General features: G+C 43.4%; 17 protein-coding genes. 6 read left to right on the forward strand and 11 right to left on the reverse strand.

The features are described from left to right. The first annotated feature begins 46 nt into the window (after positions 1–46). A complete protein-coding gene (locus R7041_RS10270; protein ID WP_080276950.1) occupies positions 47–277 on the forward strand; it encodes a hypothetical protein in 231 nt (76 codons plus the stop codon). A gap of 24 nt (positions 278–301) precedes the next feature. Here the strand turns inward: R7041_RS10270 and R7041_RS10275 are convergent, their stop codons facing one another. After that, positions 302–925, reverse strand: coding sequence for a class I SAM-dependent methyltransferase (locus tag R7041_RS10275; protein ID WP_054576117.1), 624 nt, complete (start codon positions 923–925; stop codon positions 302–304). A gap of 5 nt (positions 926–930) precedes the next feature. After that, positions 931–1,386, reverse strand: a complete 456-nt coding sequence (locus R7041_RS10280) for an Lrp/AsnC family transcriptional regulator (protein WP_005373581.1) — start codon at positions 1,384–1,386, stop codon at positions 931–933. A 148-nt stretch (positions 1,387–1,534) separates the two neighbouring features. Between R7041_RS10280 and R7041_RS10285 the strand changes: the two genes are divergently transcribed. Continuing rightward, positions 1,535–2,461: a DMT family transporter gene (locus tag R7041_RS10285; RefSeq protein ID WP_053307237.1), complete on the forward strand. Its 927-nt coding sequence runs from the start codon at positions 1,535–1,537 to the stop codon at positions 2,459–2,461. A 94-nt stretch (positions 2,462–2,555) separates the two neighbouring features. Continuing rightward, positions 2,556–3,218 carry a flagellar brake protein gene (locus tag R7041_RS10290; RefSeq protein ID WP_064369362.1) on the forward strand — a complete coding sequence of 221 codons (663 nt, stop codon included), beginning with the start codon at positions 2,556–2,558 and terminating at the stop codon, positions 3,216–3,218. A 2-nt stretch (positions 3,219–3,220) separates the two neighbouring features. On the opposite strand, the gene R7041_RS10295 is transcribed toward R7041_RS10290, so the two are convergent. The 8 genes from R7041_RS10295 to R7041_RS10330 form a co-directional block, all read right to left on the reverse strand. Then, on the reverse strand, positions 3,221–4,258 hold the full coding sequence (locus R7041_RS10295; protein ID WP_258512304.1) for a DUF2955 domain-containing protein: 1,038 nt from the start codon (positions 4,256–4,258) through the stop codon (positions 3,221–3,223). 12 nt (positions 4,259–4,270) lie between these two features. Next, on the reverse strand, positions 4,271–5,329 hold the full coding sequence (locus tag R7041_RS10300; protein ID WP_005373588.1) for an HlyD family secretion protein: 1,059 nt from the start codon (positions 5,327–5,329) through the stop codon (positions 4,271–4,273). Between the two features lie 35 nt (positions 5,330–5,364). Continuing rightward, a complete protein-coding gene (gene slyA / locus R7041_RS10305) occupies positions 5,365–5,820 on the reverse strand; it encodes a transcriptional regulator SlyA (protein WP_017635177.1) in 456 nt (151 codons plus the stop codon). Positions 5,821–6,115: 295 nt separating this feature from the next. Next, positions 6,116–8,692 (reverse strand): quorum-sensing autoinducer 2 sensor kinase/phosphatase LuxQ, encoded by a 2,577-nt coding sequence (gene luxQ, locus R7041_RS10310; protein WP_064369363.1) that lies wholly within the window; start codon positions 8,690–8,692, stop codon positions 6,116–6,118. Then, entirely contained in the window at positions 8,692–9,789 is a 1,098-nt protein-coding gene (locus tag R7041_RS10315) for an autoinducer 2-binding periplasmic protein LuxP (RefSeq protein WP_005385634.1), read from the reverse strand. The genes luxQ and R7041_RS10315 overlap by 1 nt, the downstream gene beginning before the upstream one ends. A 331-nt stretch (positions 9,790–10,120) precedes the next feature. Next, a complete protein-coding gene (locus R7041_RS10320; RefSeq protein WP_053349265.1) occupies positions 10,121–10,438 on the reverse strand; it encodes a GIY-YIG nuclease family protein in 318 nt (105 codons plus the stop codon). Continuing rightward, the gene (locus tag R7041_RS10325; protein WP_054577764.1) at positions 10,435–11,085 is read right to left on the reverse strand and encodes a YceH family protein; all 651 of its coding nucleotides are present in this window, start codon (positions 11,083–11,085) and stop codon (positions 10,435–10,437) included. Before R7041_RS10325 ends, R7041_RS10320 begins: the two co-directional genes overlap by 4 nt. Before the next feature lie 165 nt (positions 11,086–11,250). Next, positions 11,251–11,454 carry a hypothetical protein gene (locus R7041_RS10330; protein ID WP_031777159.1) on the reverse strand — a complete coding sequence of 68 codons (204 nt, stop codon included), beginning with the start codon at positions 11,452–11,454 and terminating at the stop codon, positions 11,251–11,253. Between the two features lie 241 nt (positions 11,455–11,695). On the opposite strand from R7041_RS10330, the gene R7041_RS10335 reads away from it, so the two are divergent. Together R7041_RS10335 and R7041_RS10340 are read left to right on the forward strand one after the other, a co-directional pair. Continuing rightward, positions 11,696–12,010, forward strand: a complete 315-nt coding sequence (locus tag R7041_RS10335) for a DUF496 family protein (protein ID WP_005373603.1) — start codon at positions 11,696–11,698, stop codon at positions 12,008–12,010. 121 nt (positions 12,011–12,131) lie between these two features. Beyond that, positions 12,132–13,475, forward strand: coding sequence for an MATE family efflux transporter (locus tag R7041_RS10340; RefSeq protein ID WP_025767935.1), 1,344 nt, complete (start codon positions 12,132–12,134; stop codon positions 13,473–13,475). Between the two features lie 68 nt (positions 13,476–13,543). On the opposite strand, the gene R7041_RS10345 is transcribed toward R7041_RS10340, so the two are convergent. After that, the gene (locus R7041_RS10345; RefSeq protein WP_064369364.1) at positions 13,544–16,180 is read right to left on the reverse strand and encodes an ATP-binding protein; all 2,637 of its coding nucleotides are present in this window, start codon (positions 16,178–16,180) and stop codon (positions 13,544–13,546) included. Between the two features lie 615 nt (positions 16,181–16,795). Here R7041_RS10345 and R7041_RS10350 point away from each other — a divergent pair. Further along, on the forward strand, positions 16,796–18,229 hold the full coding sequence (locus tag R7041_RS10350; RefSeq protein WP_025767937.1) for a glyceraldehyde-3-phosphate dehydrogenase: 1,434 nt from the start codon (positions 16,796–16,798) through the stop codon (positions 18,227–18,229). The last annotated feature ends 151 nt before the right edge of the window (positions 18,230–18,380 follow it).

Raw genomic sequence — 18,380 nt, forward strand, 5'->3', positions numbered from 1 at the left:
AAAATTTAATAAAAAGTCACATTTGGCTGGAGATGATGCTACAAACATGGTTATCAATCGATTAAGTAACAGGGAATGTCCTAATGCTACCAAAGCCAAGTTTTTGTCAGTAGTTAGGCACGTAAAAGAGTTCGGTTCAATCAGTGATTTGGATCTGTGTAAAATCTTCGGAGAAACAATATGGAGTGATGGGAGGGAATACCATTCAGCCGCGTTCTCATTCAAGGTTGATAGATACACAGGTAACTGTGAAATCTCACAATACAAAAACCAATAAGGCTTAAGAATTTATAAGGCGGAGTCAGGAAACGGACTTCGCTTTTTTGATCATGGCAATCGTAAAGTCGTGCTCGGAGTACCCCTCAATCAATCGTGTATTCGGACACAGCAACCGACAATAGCGAAAGACACCTTCTTTATTGTGCGACGCTAACATTTTCATGCTGGGTAGTTTGGATTCATCCAACAAGTTAAACACACAACCTTTCTCTGTCGCTCGGTACATTTTATCAATCATTTCAATGGTATGATTTGGGTTGGTGGATTGATAGTTCAATGATCCGGAAGCAAAAACAAAGTCGCAACGAGGCAATACCAACGTTGAAAAGTCGCCACATATAAACTTACTTTGCGTACGAAAATCTCGTTTTCTGGCTTCAGAGATAAACTGTTTTTGCTGATCAATGCCAATATAGCTTTGAGGAAGCCCCCCCGTAAGTTCGATAAACGCTAACAAGTCTCCGTAGCCGCACCCAATATCTAAAATACTTGAACCGTCTAACGTTAACCCTCGGCACAACGCCTCAAAACGGCTGATCTGACTATACTTATCTGCCCATCCCAGAGTTCGGGCCCTGTCTTTACCAAACTGTCTATATCGCTTTCGATGATAGTGGGCAATCTTAAGTCTATCGAAAAATTTCATCTTTCTTATGCATAAATCGGCAAACTGCCATTTCCTTTCACTTGTCTAATCGCTAGGTGGGTATGAATATCTTTCACATTTTCTAATCGCTGTAACTTTCTAGTAAATGTTTCATAACCAGCGAGATCTTTACTGACCACCTCTAACAGATAATCATAGGCCCCTGATACGACATGGCATGAGATCACTTCATCCATCTCAACAACGGCATGTTCAAACTCATCAATCGAAGAAGCTTGGTGGTTATTTAAACTCACTTCAACAAATACAGTCATCGCGATGCCTACAGTGTCTCTGGACACAATAGCTCGATAACCACTAATTACACCTTCCTGCTCCAAACGCTTAATGCGCCTTGCACAAGGTGATGCCGATAGCCCTACTTGGTCAGCAAGTTCTGCAGTTGTCAGAGTGGCATCCTTCTGCATTAGGTTGATAAGTTGCCTGTCAATTTTATCCATTTATTCTTCCGTGCCTTTAATCACCAACAATTAACACTTATACGCAATTTATCACCAACATCAAGCCTAATTACGTCAAACTTTGCCTCCCTTTGGCAAGAGTTTTATTCAACAATTAACACATCATTTACAAATGGACATGTCGATAATGATCTTGGGATACGCAGCTATATTAACGACCTTACTGCTTTGGTCTGGTTTCTTTATTTCTTTAAAAGGGGGCGCAATTTCTGCCTTGCAGCCAGCCGATATCGCGTTAGTTCGCTTTCTCATCCCAAGTATAATTTTATTACCATTTGTGATTAAGCATAAACAGTCGCTGCGCGTAGTGCCTAAACGCTACCTGGTTGGTGTTGTGGTTGGAAGCGGCCTTCCCTATCTTCTGGTCGTCGGAACGGCTATGCATTTCGCTCCCGTGGCGCACGGCAGTGCATTAGTACCTGGCACTTTGCCATTGTTTGTTTCTGCTATCGCGGTACTTTGTTATCAACAGTCGCTGAGTGCTCACCGCTTAATCGGGCTTTCTACGGTGTTGTTAGGGATTTTCGTATTCCTTCTTTCTAATAGCGGCGCAGAGTACAACTGGTCTCAATTACAAGGGCATATCCTGTTTCTAACTGGCAGCATCATGTGGGCTGCTTTCACCATCAGCGCTCGTGTCGCCAATCTTAATGCACACGTCTGTGCAGGATTCGTTGCAATCGCGTCTTTGGCTCTGCTCATCATCGCCGTTGGTTTCGGGTGGGTAGACAGTTATTTGGTGGTAACACCGTTCAGCCAGTGGCCATGGGAGGAGTTATTTGGCCACGCGATGCTACAAGGTGTTGGCGCAGGTTTAATCGCTTCTTTCACTTTCATTTATGCAATTAGGATCATCGGTGCCGAAGCCAGCGCAGCTTTTGGTTCATTAACTCCAGTCGTCGCGACACTTCTTGCCGTTCCAATTTTTGGTGAACAACCAGATTCTCTCACTTGGTTAGCGCTGATGTTGGTCACATGCGGCAGTATTGTGGCAAGCCAAATCTTTATGAAAGGTGGAATGAACCAAACTTATCGCCCACCACTTCACAGATAGCGATGATTTTACAAAAACTTATGCCTTACTATCTTGAATAACAAAATGGCGTTTTGATAGCCTCAGCTTAACTAAAAATTAAAACGCCAATGTGATGCCAGCCACTCATACTAAAGATGAACTGCATAGGTTTCTCAAACCGGGAATGAAACTTTCTACTAATTTCGAATTTGGGCCTAAGGATCAATATACGTATTCCACCACCTATCTTGGGATGAAAGAAAATGCTTATTTGATTCTTGATATACCAATGCGTTTGCTTGAAGAGCAAGTGATGAGGAAACTCCCCAACGCCGATGTCATCGTGCGTGGAGTATCAGATACGGAGTTAGGCCATGTCATTGCGTTTAAGTCCAGCGTGCTGACGACGACCGTTCGACCATCCCCCCTTTTGTTTATCCGCATTCCAGGAACATTTGCAACCAAACCAGTTCGGGAACATGAGCGTTACAAGTTGCAAATGGACTGTAACGTTATTCATGCAGGGAATGTCTACGACGGTAGCCTTATCGATTTTTCTCTAGCAGGTGTTGGTATATCAACCTTGATTGAGCCCGAATTCAACGTGGGTGAGAGTGTTACCATCGAATGCCCGTTAAGCCACTATATCGGAGAAGAAAATCGATGTGTCATTGCCAACATTAAGAAATTGGTGAAGGGATGGGTAGTTGGAATTAAGTTTGCCAGTCCCATTGCGATGACTCACGAACTAAAAACAGAGTTACTGGAGCAATCCTTTCTAACCAGTAACGTCTGAACTTACTGCTCGCTAAAGCGCGTCGCCTCAAAGCTGTTGAGTATTCTGTGAACCGTATAGGTCACAAGCAGCGTCGCAACAATAGCAAACAAAATACTGCTCACGCGATACAGCGCACTGAACATTAAGTCACCATCCGGAGTAAGATATTGGCTGAACAAAATGCCTAATGTGGTTAAGCCGCCAAATCCGGCTCCCGAACCGCTAGACTCTTTCACGTGCATATAGCTGAACATCATCGCACCAATCCAAAGCAATGGGACGATAAACAATAAGGTATCCGACCAATCGTATAATACAAGTTGTCCGACAATACCAAAGGTCACCCCCATCAAGGTCCCCATTGCTCTTTTTCGCGCATACCCTAAAGCACCGTTCCAATGCATAGGAAACAATAAAAGCAAGGTTGTCGCCTGAGCAGACATAGAGTCACTGAGGTCAAATAGCTGGAATACAAGGAAAGACATTGTAGCGATACTCGCCCCCATAAGGGCTTCATGACGCATGCGATGACTCTGTTTAGGCTGCGACGGTTTCGCTGGTGGCTGACGAGGTTCCGCATCGGGAATCAAAAATGTCACCACATAAGCAACGATCACTGAAATAACATTCGCTTGCAGATTGCTAAATATTAGGTCATTTAAGTCAGTGGTTGGATAACTCGCAAAATGCAGCATGATGCTTAAGCTCAGTACGCTGTTCGCTCCAAATAAGAATAAGCTCCCTTTTGACATACAGGCGAATTTATACAGAAACAACCCGAATGCAATGATTGTCATCATGCCAGGGTGCCCACCAAATAACCCACCAAGAACACCAACTTCTAATCCACACACAACCGCTGAAAAAATCAGTTGTCGTGCGGCATGTAGACTCATGACTGGCACCATTCCAAGTAACAGCATCGGGGTTACAGTAAAGAATACGCCATAGTTCCAACCAAATACTTTACATAAAGTGAAACCAATGGTCGCACCAGTTGCAATGCGCAAACACTGACGGAAGTCGTTTTCCGACATGGGGTGGTCCCATAACTTCATATCGCCTCCTCGTTAATAAATATAATGAAGAAGACTCAAGAATTGGATCTGGCACCTCGCTAACCAGCCAGATAATGCGTTTTCTGGCAACAACTGCACGGTTGCTCGTGCCCCTGCTGGAAATGCGCGCTGCTGAGGTTCATCGATAGCTAAATGTAAACGTAAGCGCTGCGCGTCTCTCACCCAACGGTTTGAGTCAGTTGGTGTTGCTAAGCGACCATCCGCATCGAATTGACCCGAGCTGACCCCGGCATCCACACTCGTAATACGAGCTTCAAATACATCACCAGGCAAGCTATCAAAAGCCACTAACGCACGGCTGTTCTGATTAAAGTGTCGTAAACTCTTTTCACGAAAGTCGGCAATGATATCCACGTCATCGGAGACTAAAGCGACAAGAGGTGTACCAGCTGCCGCATAGGCCCCCGTCTCCAGCTGCAAGTTAGCGACAACGCCATCATGTTCCGCCGAGACTTGAGTGTAAGACAGATTAAGTTCCGCTTGTTTTAGCTGGTTTTGCGCTACGCGGATATTCACATTCGTCGCGCCTAAATCACCGCGGTTTACTTCCAACTCTTTTAAACGAGCACGTGCGGCCAGTAAGTTCGCTTTAGCTGCCGTTGCACTGCTCTGTGCGTCATCGCGCTGCTGTTGCGAAGTACCATTACGGTGAAACAGGGTATTAAGACGTTTTGCTTCGCGAACTTTTTGTTCCGCCACGATTTTGCTCGCTTCAACGTCTGCTTTTGCCGCAGCAATAGAAGCATCAAGTTGTTCGTTGTTTTGAATCACACGCTCAAGGTTAAGTTGAGCCTTTTCTACGGCGAGCTGATAAGGCTGGGGATCAATCTGAAATAGTAGATCGCCTTGGCTTATTTCTTGGTTGTTGGCAACATAAAGATGCGTAATCTGCCCACTCACACGGGGGGCCACTTTAGTTACCACACGCGTTGCCATTGCCTGAGGCGTCAACGGCATGGCGAGATCTGCAACTAGAAAATAGGCAAAGACAAGGACAAACGCGACGCAAGAATATTTGATCCAACGTGCGAATTTTTGATCTGGAGTCATAGGCGTTTACTTCTCTTTTTATTCGGTTTTCTGACTTATTCGCTAAGTGAATCAAGCGCATTGTGAGCAATCTGATCAAGAATCAATGAAAGCTGCTGAAGTTCCTGGTCGTTGATGTCCGTTAGGAGCTTGCTTCGAACTTGAAGAATTCGAGCCTCCATTTGCTTTAGTAGGGTTTTCCCCTCTTCTGTGAGGCTAACAATACGTGCTCGCTTATCGTGTTCACAGCAATGGCGAACGATCAGAGATTGCTCTTCTAATAATTTTAATGTTCGCATCAACGACGCTAACTCGATCTCAAGCGCTTCAGCCAAATGCTTCTGACTGATGTTGTCACCCATTCGATAAAGCTTCCATAACGCAGTCCAACGCGGATACGTTAGGTTTAAAGGCTCTAACTCGCGATCTGCAACCATTTTCCACAAACGAGCAACACGAGATAATTTTTCAGCCAGAGAAAGGTCTCGCAAACTGTTGATGTCTTGAATCATAAGATCTACTCAATTACTTAGCGTGCTAAGTAATATAAAATAGTTAGCACGCTAAGTAAATATCTTTTTGTGATTGAAATCACGTTGGGTGTGTCAGTGAAGGGGCAGAAATCTAAGTAACACAACACTATGTTTGAACTTGAAATGCAGCGATGTACACAACAAACGTCGAGACCAATAAAGTCTGATTTGTATAAGAGTAAAAGGGTCAGATACAAAAAAGCACAACCCACAGTCATGGTGTTGTGCTTTTCAGATAATGAATAATTGGGTTATCTCGTAGTGAGCCAATTATTCATGTTCGCTCGACTAAGAACCGCTGTTTAAAATCCACAAATGCTTCATGGAGCGCATTTTCTTTAATCGGCTTGAGAAGCACGTAATTTGCACCCGATTCCATAAAGGCGTCACTGGTTTCTTTCGCGGTGTCAGCAGTACACGCATAAATTGGCGTGCCTAGTTTTAGCTTTTGTCGGATCTCTTTGGTCGTTTCAATTCCACCAAGATGCGGAAGTTGGTTGTCCATCAGTATCAAATCGTAAGTATGATCTTTTAAGAATTCCATTGCTTCTAACCCATCTTTCGCCCAATCAACCTGCATTTTGTACTTGTTACAAAACGCTTTTAGAATGAATGCGTTAGTATGGTTATCCTCTACCAACAACACTTTGAGACTCTCTGCAAATAGTTCACCTGGCTTAACTCGCAAACTCGAATCAAGAGGGGTGAGTACTCGCTCACGATCTTTCACTGGCATTGTAATGACAAAAGTCGTTCCTAAACCTTTCTGACTGCGGACTTGAACATCACCTTCCAGCATGTCGACAAGGCTCTTCACAATGGTCAGCCCTAAGCCACTACCACCGTATTCTCGAGTCGTTGTTGCTTCTTCTTGAACAAAAGGTTCGAACATTTGGTCGAGTTTGTCAGACTCGATGCCGATACCTGTATCCATAATTTCCACGACCAGCACGCTATTGTCAGCACCATAGAACTGCTCCAGTTCCGCATGCAAGCGCACGCTACCCGAGGGCGTAAACTTCACAGAATTACTGACTAGGTTGAATAAAATTTGGTTCAGACGAACTTGGTCAGTAAAGATTTCAACATTGGGATCTATTTTGTTTTCAATGACAAGGTTGACGCCTTTACTTTCACAAATAGGACGATAAATGTTTTCTAACGTTCGAATTGTATCAGTGAAAGAAAACGGGTGCTTTTGGATATTAAACTTACCCTGCTCAATCTTCGAAAAGTCCAAAATATCATTCAAAACAGCAAGTAAGTGCTCACCACTATGCCGAAGTACGTCAATTTGGTTATTCTGCTCTTCTGTTTCCACAGAGTCTTTTAGCAATTGAGCAACCCCTAAAATTCCATTGATTGGCGTTCGGATCTCATGGCTCATTTTAGCCAGAAAGTCGGCACGGGCTTGAGCAGATTTTTCTGCTTCTTTGCGCGCCAAGTTACTCTGTTTTTCCGCCTCAATAAGCGTGGTTATATCCTGACCTTGAACAATAATACCGCTAATATCTCCATCAACTCGAATCGGCGATAAGTTCCAGCGATATACTTTGTCTCCAATTGGCACATTAACGCCTGTCAACGTAGCTCCCTGAGCCGCCATGCGAAGGTGTGGCATCAACTTTTCTTTGAAACCTTTGAACACTGGGTGCATGGTTTCAACATCGTTTTCCATGACTAACTCTTTGCGTGCTGCCGGATTGATTTGGACAAGTACACCCGATTCAGACCACACCATAATAGGTGATAACGCAAAGTTAAACAGGTCGCGGAAAGACCGCTTTTGTGCTTCAAGCTCTTCAAAAGTGTTTTCTAGTGTCGAACCAATATGATCGAATTCCTCAATATCTGACCCCTCAAAACGCTCAAATCCTTTTTCTTCACGAGCCGAGCGGGTATATGCCATCAGGGATCCTAACTCTTCAACTACTCGATTCTCGATCCATTCTTTAGTCATTAGCGCAATCATGACCATACCGATAACTGAGGCTAGCATTGCTAGCAGGTGTTGGATTTGCAATGTCACCACGCTCTGATTGTCTTGCACAGTAAGCAAGCACAAGTCAGTCTCGGCGGCATTTACCTCAATAGGGGTTTTGATGATCAATAATTGGTCAAGCTTGTGCTGGGACTCTCGTCGTTTGAGTACGTCAAATATTTGATAAGCCTCATCTCCTACTAATGAACTTGCCAATGGTGTGTTGTTAGCGACCAACACAACATTGTCGACGTTGCCTTCATTTTTTAACCTTTCCATCAACCCAAAGTTATTATCTAAAACAACAACATTGTAAGAGTACCCCATCACTTCACCGGTTTTAGGTTGTAAAACGGGTACGCGACGAAGTAACAGATGGCGAGTTCCCATCGGGGTCTGTGAGGGTAGATAATACCAGTTGTTGCTAAAGGTCACTTGACTGGCAAGTCGGCTAAGTATCAGGTTGTTGATGCCATAGAAATGCGCGTTGCCATCGTCCCAAATAATACCTTGATGATCGGTTAGGAAACGAAACTCCGGTGTATGGGAAGGATCACTCTGGTCAATACTCATGAAAAAGTAATTGAGTGCCTCTTCATCACGTTCTGTATAAAAATCCAATACAACATCACTTTTCGAATTGCTGTTGTGATGAATCTGAATCGCTGCAAAATGGCTATCAAAAATGTTCAGGATCAGGGCAGAGGTCTGCTGCTTGGTTCGGTCGACTTCCTGCCAAATAATCTGCTTCGAGAAGTAATAACTCTGAACAAAGATGCCTAGAATGATCGGAGCAAGTACGAGAATAATTATTTTGGTAATAAGCGTCGACAGTGAGCGACGCTTTCTTGTTTTTGATGTAGTTGTCATCAATTATCTGAGTATCTAAATGCACGTTTTCTTAATGCTTCAATTCTTTCTGGAGAGTCCGATTTGGTAACGACTTCAAAATCACCAGAGTAAACGGTGGGAACTGGCTTTCCTTCTAAATCCCACTTAATGGCCTCAGCCATTGCAATACCTGTATCATCGTTCATACGCATAACGGTAACGTCTAACTCCCCTTTAGAAAGCGCCTCTAACTCTGCTGAACCGCCGCCCCAACCATTGATCATGACATCATCACGACCTAACTCTTTAAGAGCGTCAACAGCACCTAATGCTACATCGGTAGAACACGCGTAAATGAAGTCAACGTCCGGATACTTCTCCAAACTGGCTTTTGCAGCTTCATACCCAGATTGCTTTGTTGCTTTGGTGTAGTAAGCAGATTGTAGTTCAAATTGATTATCGCGGTTCACTTGGTTGATAAAAGTGTTGCCTCTGATGTCACTAATGTAGCCCTCTGAGAAGTAGAGAACACTATAGTGGCTATGTTTAGGGAAACGCTTGCCAAACTCAACGGCCAATTCACGACTTCCTTCTGCGTGGTCGAAACCAACATAAAGAAACGGCTGATGATGTTCCCAATCCCTAACAGGTGTGGTGATATTTTGTAAAATTAACTTGGTTTTCTTTGAATCTAAGACATGCTCAACAAACTTACGATGTCTTGTGGTATCTAGAGTAAAGATCAAGTAATCGGAGTTGCTTTTCAGCGCCTCCATTAAAGACAAACTTTGCTGCTTTATATCTGCATTAGGACGAGTAAACACTTGATTTAGTTGATAGTCGATATCAAGCTTATCTAGGCGTTTTTCAAACGCATCGATGTTTCGAATCCAATAATCAGAGATCTGCTGCCCTGGATAAACAACAGAAATTTTCAGTGGACGCTTTTTGTCTTTTGCTACGGGTACAGGGGTTTCTCTTACCACTTCAGCCAACGCACTAGTTAACTGCTTCTGTTGTGGAAACTGGTCTAAAAACTCTTGATATGCCCAATACCCATTAAGAACTTGGGTGGCCTGCACATTCGGCGCAAAAGCGGCCATTGAAATCAGGGAGAATACTAACGCTTTTTTCATCTACTGCTCTTTTAGCTTTTTTATGAGCCTAATTCAGCTCTATTCATTACCTAGCCGAGTCATCCTATACTCTTGTAATCTACCTTCCTCTTAGTGCCTGTTTCAATAGTAAATTAGTTCTTGGTCTGAGTGGATGCAAATGAAAGTACATTGAGTCGCTTCCTTTGTCTCGATAACGTAGAGACATTTCGCGCTTTTCATATTCAGGCCCTTTAAACAGAACACCAGCCCATTATGCGTCAGTTTATTCCTACATGGTACTCCAAAAACAAAAAGAAACCGCCAATGTGACATAGGCGGTTTCCGTGTATCTTTGCGTAGCAAGGGCTTATCAGAGTGCCACTATCTCTAACATCATTTGTTGATGTTCGTCGACGACAATATTTGCTTTTGACATAACGAGCAGCTCTTTTTTCGCTTTAGTTAGTTGCTTAATATAGTACTCTGCTCGCATGGCAAGCGTCTTTGACTCAAAATCCGATGACCATTCCAATATCAAAGGGCCTTTTCCCTTCAAAGCTTTAGCTCCTTTTCCGGTTTGGTGCTGATTGAATCTTCGTTCAACATCATTGGTAACACCACAATACAACGCGTTGCGGTTATTTCGTATCAGGTAGACACTCCAACGCTGCGTTGTATTTTCCATCATGAAAGCAGTAACTCAACCTTAGCTTTTAATTCATCCAGCTCTTCTTTAAGCTGAGCGACTTCGAGCTCTAGCTGACTTACTCGATCGGAGCTCGAGCTTGCAGCAGACACAGGCGCTGCAAGTTCGGACGCATCAACATCACCACAGAACAAATGCATATAACGCGACTCCCGCTTACCAGCCTCACGTGGTAATTTGACCACTAATGGTCCTTTCTCTTCACTTGCTAAATGCTCAAGAACCGTTTCCACTTCTTTTACATCATGAAATGTCGCGAGACGATTAGTACGAGTACGAATTTCCCCAGGCGTTTGAGCACCGCGCAAAAGCATACAGCATACAATGCCCTTCTCCTGCTCTGTCAGCTTTAAATCACCAAATTCCGTATTACAGAAACGGTGTTGATACTTGCTGACGCGGCTGTTGAACGCACTTTCGTCACTGACGAGCCTGCGCTCAATAAGAGCATCAACGGCATCGAGTACGTCTGACTCTGAGAGTGACATCACGGGATCACGGTTGCTTTTTTGATTACACGCGTTGGTTAATGCGTTCAGGCTGAGGGGGTAAAGATCTGGGGTAGTGACTTCTTTTTCGATCAAGCAACCAATAACTCGTGCTTCAATTGCCGTTAGCTCAACTTTCATAATGCATTTCCTTATTATTTTTGCATTTGACTTTGTACCTAAATCGCTTCGAAATCATACGCCATAAATTCACACAGCAGTGCAAGAAGCGTTAGCGGTTCAGGTGTTGGTGTCAGGCTAAAGCATAGCGTAAGACCTGACACCCCTTACGAATAGGGTCAGGTATCAATGCTCCGAGAGAATCGGCACTCTCGTCAAATTGCCATCTTGGTCGACCATCATTATTTTTGAACGATTAAGCTCAACTTCGATGATTTCGAGTTGCTCGCGAGCGTTGATATACGCCGTTTTTAACTTTTCAGCCACAGAGCGAGTGACTTGCTCATTATCTTGACTATTTACTTGCTCCGCAGTGTTACCAGAGTCCATATCAAGTTCATCATTTTGCATTCAATGGTGTTGATAATATAGTGAAGGCCACGTTATGACAATGAATCGATGGATTCTACGATGTTGGCCAAAACTCGAAGAAAGCAGCACGATTATATGGACACAGCGCAATTGGTTGAGAAATGTTCAACTCTGCATTGCTATTGATCTAAAGACTGTTATGCCACTGGATGTTGTGCTTTAATCGAGGAAGATATTCATAAAATTAGGAAAGAGAACTATGAGTAGCGTATTTGAAATCGTTAACCAAGCTCGTCGTAAAAACAAACTAAAACGTGAGCTTCTTGATAACGAGAAGAAAGTTCGTGATAACCGTAAACGTGTTGATCTTCTAGAAAACCTTCTAGACTACATCAAACCAGAAATGACTCACGATGAAATCGTCGCAATCATCAAAAATATGAAAGCAGACTATGAAGATCGTGTTGATGACCACATCATTAAAAGCGCTGAGATCTCTAAAGCACGTCGTGACATCAGCCGTCGCATTCGTGAGCTGACTGAAGAAGACAAGCAAACTAGCGGCAAAAAATAAACGCGTAAGCTAGATTTTCGAACCCCGAGCAAGAATATCTTCCTCGGGGTTTATTTTTGTCTCTAAACTAACCGCCGTGTACAATCAATCTAACTCTTATTCCTAACGCATTCAGCTTTCTATGTCTTCAACTACGACAAGTACACAACCAACGCTTGCAAAACAATTATTTACGATGACCTGGCCAATGCTATTTGGCGTTCTGTCTTTAATGAGCTTTCAGCTTGTGGATAGTGCGTTTATCGGTCAGCTCGGCGTTTTACCGTTAGCCGCTCAAGGTTTCACTCTGCCTTTGCAAATGGTCATTATCGGTATTCAAGTCGGTCTAGGGATCGCAACGACAGCGGTCATTTCTAAAGCTCTTGGGGCGAATGAAAGTCGGTATGCCAAACAACTTGGCGGATTGGTATTGATGATCGGCTCAATTGGTGTCGCTATTTTTGGCGGGCTAATTTGGCTTTTGCGCTACCCCATTTTAGCTCTATTAAGCGCTCCAGAATCTGTTATGCCGATAATCGACAGTTACTGGCCTTGGTGGTTATTAAGCTCATGGACTGGTGCGGTTTTGTATTTTTATTACAGTATCTGCCGAGCTAATGGCAATACAATGTTACCTGGCACAATGATGATGATAACCAGCGGCGTGAACCTTGTGCTCGACCCGCTATTTATTTTCACGTTTGACTTGGGTATTAACGGAGCGGCAATAGCAACCATCGTCGCTTTTGGGTTTGGTATTTTAGTCGTCGCTCCTCGCGTGAAAAAGAATCACTGGGCAACGACACAATGGCAAGATCTTAACGTAGCCAAAAGTGTTGCATCTATCGGTAACATTATGGGCCCTGCGATGATTAGCCAACTGCTGCCACCGTTGTCTTCCATGCTAGCAACAAAATTATTGGCAAGCTTTGGAACCGCAGCAGTCGCCGCTTGGGCGCTTGGTTCACGCTATGAGTTCTTTGCTATCGTTTCGGTCTTGGCGCTGACAATGTCTATGCCTCCAATGGTTGGACGCTTACTTGGAGCAAAGAACTATGAAGATATCCAAAGGCTCGTCAGTATTGCCGTAAAATTCATTCTAGGTTTCCAACTTTTGATTGCTGCCATTACATTTGCCGTCGCAAACCCACTCGCATTATTGATGACAAGTGATGTGCAAGTGGAGCAAGTCTTGGAAATGCATTTACTGATAGTGCCGATCAGTTTGGGTTCATTAGGGGTTTGTATGCTAATGGTTTCTCTTTGTAATGCATTAGGCAAATCTTACACCGCGCTCACTATTTCAGCGCTGCGCTTGTTTGTCTTTTTCCTACCGTGCTTGTGGGTTGGCGCTCAAATGGATGGAATCCGAGGTTTACTCTTAGGCGCTTGTATCGGCAACCTGTTAGCTGGTGTTTCCGCATACCTAACCTATCGCCAAACCATACGCAAACTCGCAGGCGCTCAAGCCAACGCACAACAATGAATAATCAGAACTAAGCCCCTGAAGTGGGGCTTTATCGTTTTGACGCCTTGTCTAAGTTGAAATGTTAGCTAGGCGAGTTTTAATTCACTAAAGAGCTCAAATAACTGGTTCGATTTATACGGCTTAGGTAAATAAGCATCCATGCCTGCCGCAAAACAGTTGTGGATGTCTTCTTCCAAAACACTCGCAGTGAGTGCGATAATCATCGTTTTTTCACGTCCTGCTTTCTTTTCCCAACGACGAATTTCTTTCGTCGCGGTCAGTCCATCCATCACGGGCATCATGCAGTCCATTAAAATTGCATCGAATTCTTCTCCCTTTGTGATGGCTTCTAACGCTTCTTGGCCGTTGCTTGTTATCAAATAGTCATAACCTGCTTTATCCAGAAAAAAACTCGCTATTTTCTGGTTCATCAAATTATCCTCCGCAATTAAGATCCTCCGATGAGAGCGCGACGCTCGATATTCAGAGCTGACAACATTATTGGTGACATTGTCACTTGATATAGTCTTTTCAACCTTAGCTAAATCATCAATGACATGCTTAAATCGATTGCCAAGGAAAGGTAATGTGAGTACGGCATGTACTTTTTCTGCATTTTCGTAGGGAGTGGATAAATGATGCTGGCAAATAATCACACGGCGAAGATCGTAATTAAATGATAGATTATCCAAGACTTCATCGGTATTAGCGTCGTTACTGTGGCACAGAAATATGACATCAAAGTCATCATTTATCGCTTGCACTTCATTCACATTATTAACGCCAAAGAGATTGATTTTCGCTAAGCGACACTCTTTTAATATTTGGTCGGCGTAGTCGTAATTTGAGCAGATCAAAAGCCCTTTATTAATCACCTCCGAACGCCAGCCAAACACCGGAATTGCTTCAACCTCAATCGAGAATTCAAAGCATGTGCCCACTCCTTTTGTAGATGTTGCTACGAGCTTGCCCCCCATCATCGACACAAGCTGACAACAAATTGCCAAACCCAACCCTGTACCGCCAAATTGCCTCGACACTCCTTCATCTTCCTGAGTAAAGGGTTCAAAAATCGTGGTTAACTTATCTTGATCAATGCCTATTCCGGTATCTTCTACTTTAAACGTCAGCACTCCACGTTCTTTCTCAAGTAACTCTTCATAACTAACATCAACGCATACATGCCCACTTTCGGTAAACTTAACCGCATTCGATACCAGATTCGTAACTACCTGTTTGACACGATGATCATCGACCATAACGCGAATGGGGATATTTTCAGCTAAATTAATACCTAACTTTAGCTGTTTAGATGTTGCTTTGGATTGGAATAAAATCATCGACTGATACACGACTTCTCGGATATCCGCTTCTATTAGTGACAGCTCCAATCGTCCAGACTCGATTTTAGAGAGATCCAATATATCGTTAAGTAAAGTAAGCAGTGTTTGAGATGAGGAGTCAATGTCATCAACAACTTCTTGTTGATGCGAAGACAACTCACTTTGAGAGAGTATTTCTGTCATGCCCATGATCCCGTTAAGGGGCGTGCGTATTTCATGTGACATGTTGGCAAGAAACACAGATTTTGCACGATTAGCCGATACTGCTGACTCTTTTGCATGCAGTATTTCTTCAGTTTGTCTCTGCATTTCTTCAACCACTCGATTCACTTGCTGAGCAAAAATGGTCAGTTCATCACTTCCATCAACTTTGACTTTTGTTTGCTTCTCTTCGGAGTTGATCAACGCGTTTAAAGTATGAATGATCGCATCGAGTTTGCTGTTAACTCGGAACCAAGTACTAAATCCGAGCCAACAAAGCAGGATAACCACTAAGGCGACGCCAAAACTGATCATCGCTATATTGGCCTTTTGTTCATGAACCTGCGTGAGAAGCGACTGCTCAGTTTGTTTGGTGAACCCATCAATGAGCACTTGTAAGCGCTGCACACGAAAATCGAGTTCTTTTAAATACGCGGCGTAGTCACTTTGTGACATGTCTCCTGACATTAATTGTCCGCGAGACGCCAAGTTTCTCTGATATCTCGGCGAAGTAAACAAGCCAAGCAATTTATCCACTTGCTCGTATGACCCACCTAAGTTTAAAAACGCATCCAAATTTTGCTGCTGTCGGTCAATCGCCTGATAAAACATACTTTGACTTAGCCGACTCTTAGGGTCTTGGACTAAACGGTTCGTCAGCCAAGCTTCTTTCTGTGTCCAAAAAGAGAGCTGAGCAAGGTAGGCAATAAAATTTTGCATGCGAATGCCATCGTCACTGCCATACCATTGATGATTTTGCAACAAAGAGCGCGACATATTTTGGAGCTGTTGAAATGCCCAATCACCCAGGTCGTCCATCTCACTCAATCTACCTGACAATACCCCCAGCATGGCTTCTTTCAGGTCATCAGCATACTCAGCAGTATTAGGGTTACTCACAAACTTTTGATGCAAAGAAGAAATAACTTCACCTTGTTCTTCAATATTAATGGCTGCAGAGACTTGAAGATCAGGCTGTCGGCGTACTTTCTCTATGGAGTAAATAAAGTGGGAGGCCTTGGATATCAATTGAAAACCTTGAATATTGCTAACCGTTTGATTGAGACGGCTCACGCGCAACGCATTATCAGAAAACTGCTGAACTGCAAACACCACTATTACCACAGCGGGTAATAGTGCGAGGAGTGCTAAGCGTGTTTTTATTGATAATCTCAACATCCATCAGCCTAATGGTTGATTTCATCCGTTTATTTAATATTAGACTAGTTTCCTGCATTGAAAGGCATATACGACATTGTTACTTTCAAACAACATTCACCTACCTAGATTATGGTTATTGTGAGTGTTTTATCATCGGCTAATGAAGTGGCAATTGTGATTCAAGTCATATTTTTTGATCTTAAAGTTGGATGCAAACAATAAAGTTTCACTCACAACTAAGAGTCGCCTCACTTTTCAGGAAATCATCTATTGTATGTTTACCTATTGAGTTGCCTTATCGAGTCAAATCACACAAAAATGCAAAATATCCATTTTTGTCAACAAAACTAATTTGAAAGCAAACGTTATCATCGCAAAAAAAGTAAGTTACTTTCTAAATGTCAATACGTGAAAACCACTGCTTTAGTCACATTAATCCACCACTAACGTCCCCTTAAGTAGTGTTTTACACTGGATTTAATTTTCCTAGCAGAATAAGGATTCCGACCTTAGAATCCGCACACATAACTATTACAACCCGATTACATAACCCACCACACTCTTGCACGCTGCCGAAGAGGCAACAGCAGAGAGTATGGTTAGCCCCCAAAACGTGAAAGGTCTAATACAACAATGAGTCCAGAGAAATATCTCCAAGACTGGCAAACTAGCCAAACGATTGCTGAATCTATTTCCCCTCTAATTGGTAAGCTATATCGTCAAAAAGGAATCGAAGTGGTTCTGTTTGGTAAAACGCTTATTAATGCTACTACTATAGACATTCTCAAAACTCATCGCGTTGCAAGACGTTATACCGGTAACCCACTTTCGCTTGAGCACACGATGCCTATTATTCAAGCGCTTTGTGAAATGAGCATTTCTTCATGCCGTGTCGATGTTGGCCAATTGGCAACTATGTACTGGAATGAACATGACGATACAAGCTCTCTAAACGATTTCCTTATCACTGCACTTGATGGCGCTCGCGACGCAGATTCTTCATTGAAAGCGCGTGATGTGGTTCTTTACGGGTTCGGTCGCATTGGTCGACTACTTACTCGCCTTCTCATTGAGAAAAGTGGTCCAGGTTACCCACTAAGACTACGTGCGATTGTAGTTCGTGGCGGTAAAAAAGGCGATTTGGAAAAGCGTGCTAGCTTGTTGCGTCGTGACTCAGTTCACGGTCAGTTCAACGGTAGCATTGTTATCGATGAAGAGCGTAAAGCACTGATCGTTAACGGCAACTACATCCAAATCATCTACGCAAATAACCCAAGCGAAGTGGATTACTCAGCTTTCGGTATCAATAACGCGCTAGTTGTTGATAACACAGGTGTTTGGCGTGATTCTGAAGGCCTGAGCCAACACTTAGCGTGTAAAGGCGCAGAGAAAGTACTGCTAACAGCACCAGGTAAAGGTGACATCAAAAACGTTGTATTCGGTGTAAATGAGTCGGTAATTAAAGAAGATGACACCATCATCTCTGCGGCAAGCTGTACAACAAATGCAATCACGCCAGTCCTTAAGGCTCTGAACGATAAATATGGTGTTCTTTCTGGCCATATTGAAACCGTGCACTCATACACAAACGACCAAAATTTGATCGACAACTTCCACTCTGGTGACCGTCGCGGACGTAGTGCTTCACTAAACATGGTTCTGACTTCAACAGGTGCGGCAAAAGCAGTTGCTAAAGCATTGCCAGAGCTTGCAGGCAAGCTAACAGGCAACGCGATTCGCGTACCGACACCAAACGTTTCTATGGCAGTCGCTAATCTAAACTTAGGTGAAGACGTAGACCGTGATTCACTGAACGATTACTTGCGTGAAATGGCGTTGAACTCTGAGCTTTCGGCACAGATTGACTACACCGATTCAACAGAAATTGTATCAACTGACTTAGTTGGTTCTCGTCATGCAGGAGTCGTAGATGGTCAAGCGACTATCGCACAAGACAAGCGTTGTGTACTTTACATCTGGTACGACAACGAATTCGGTTACAGCTGCCAAGTTGTGCACTGTATGGAACAAATGATGGGTGTTCGTTACCAAACATTCCCTCGATAGGTGAACTTTGCTCCACAACGTTAACCACATAGCGTAGCGGACAATATCTCATATTTGTTCTAAATAATAAGCGCCATGCGCATTACTAATATTTTTCCCCGTTTATACGCCTGATCACCCTCAGGCGTTTTTTCGTTTCATTCATTTGACA

The organism is Vibrio sp. 1751 (genome assembly GCF_033339895.1).
GTDB classification, from domain to species: domain Bacteria; phylum Pseudomonadota; class Gammaproteobacteria; order Enterobacterales; family Vibrionaceae; genus Vibrio; species Vibrio alginolyticus.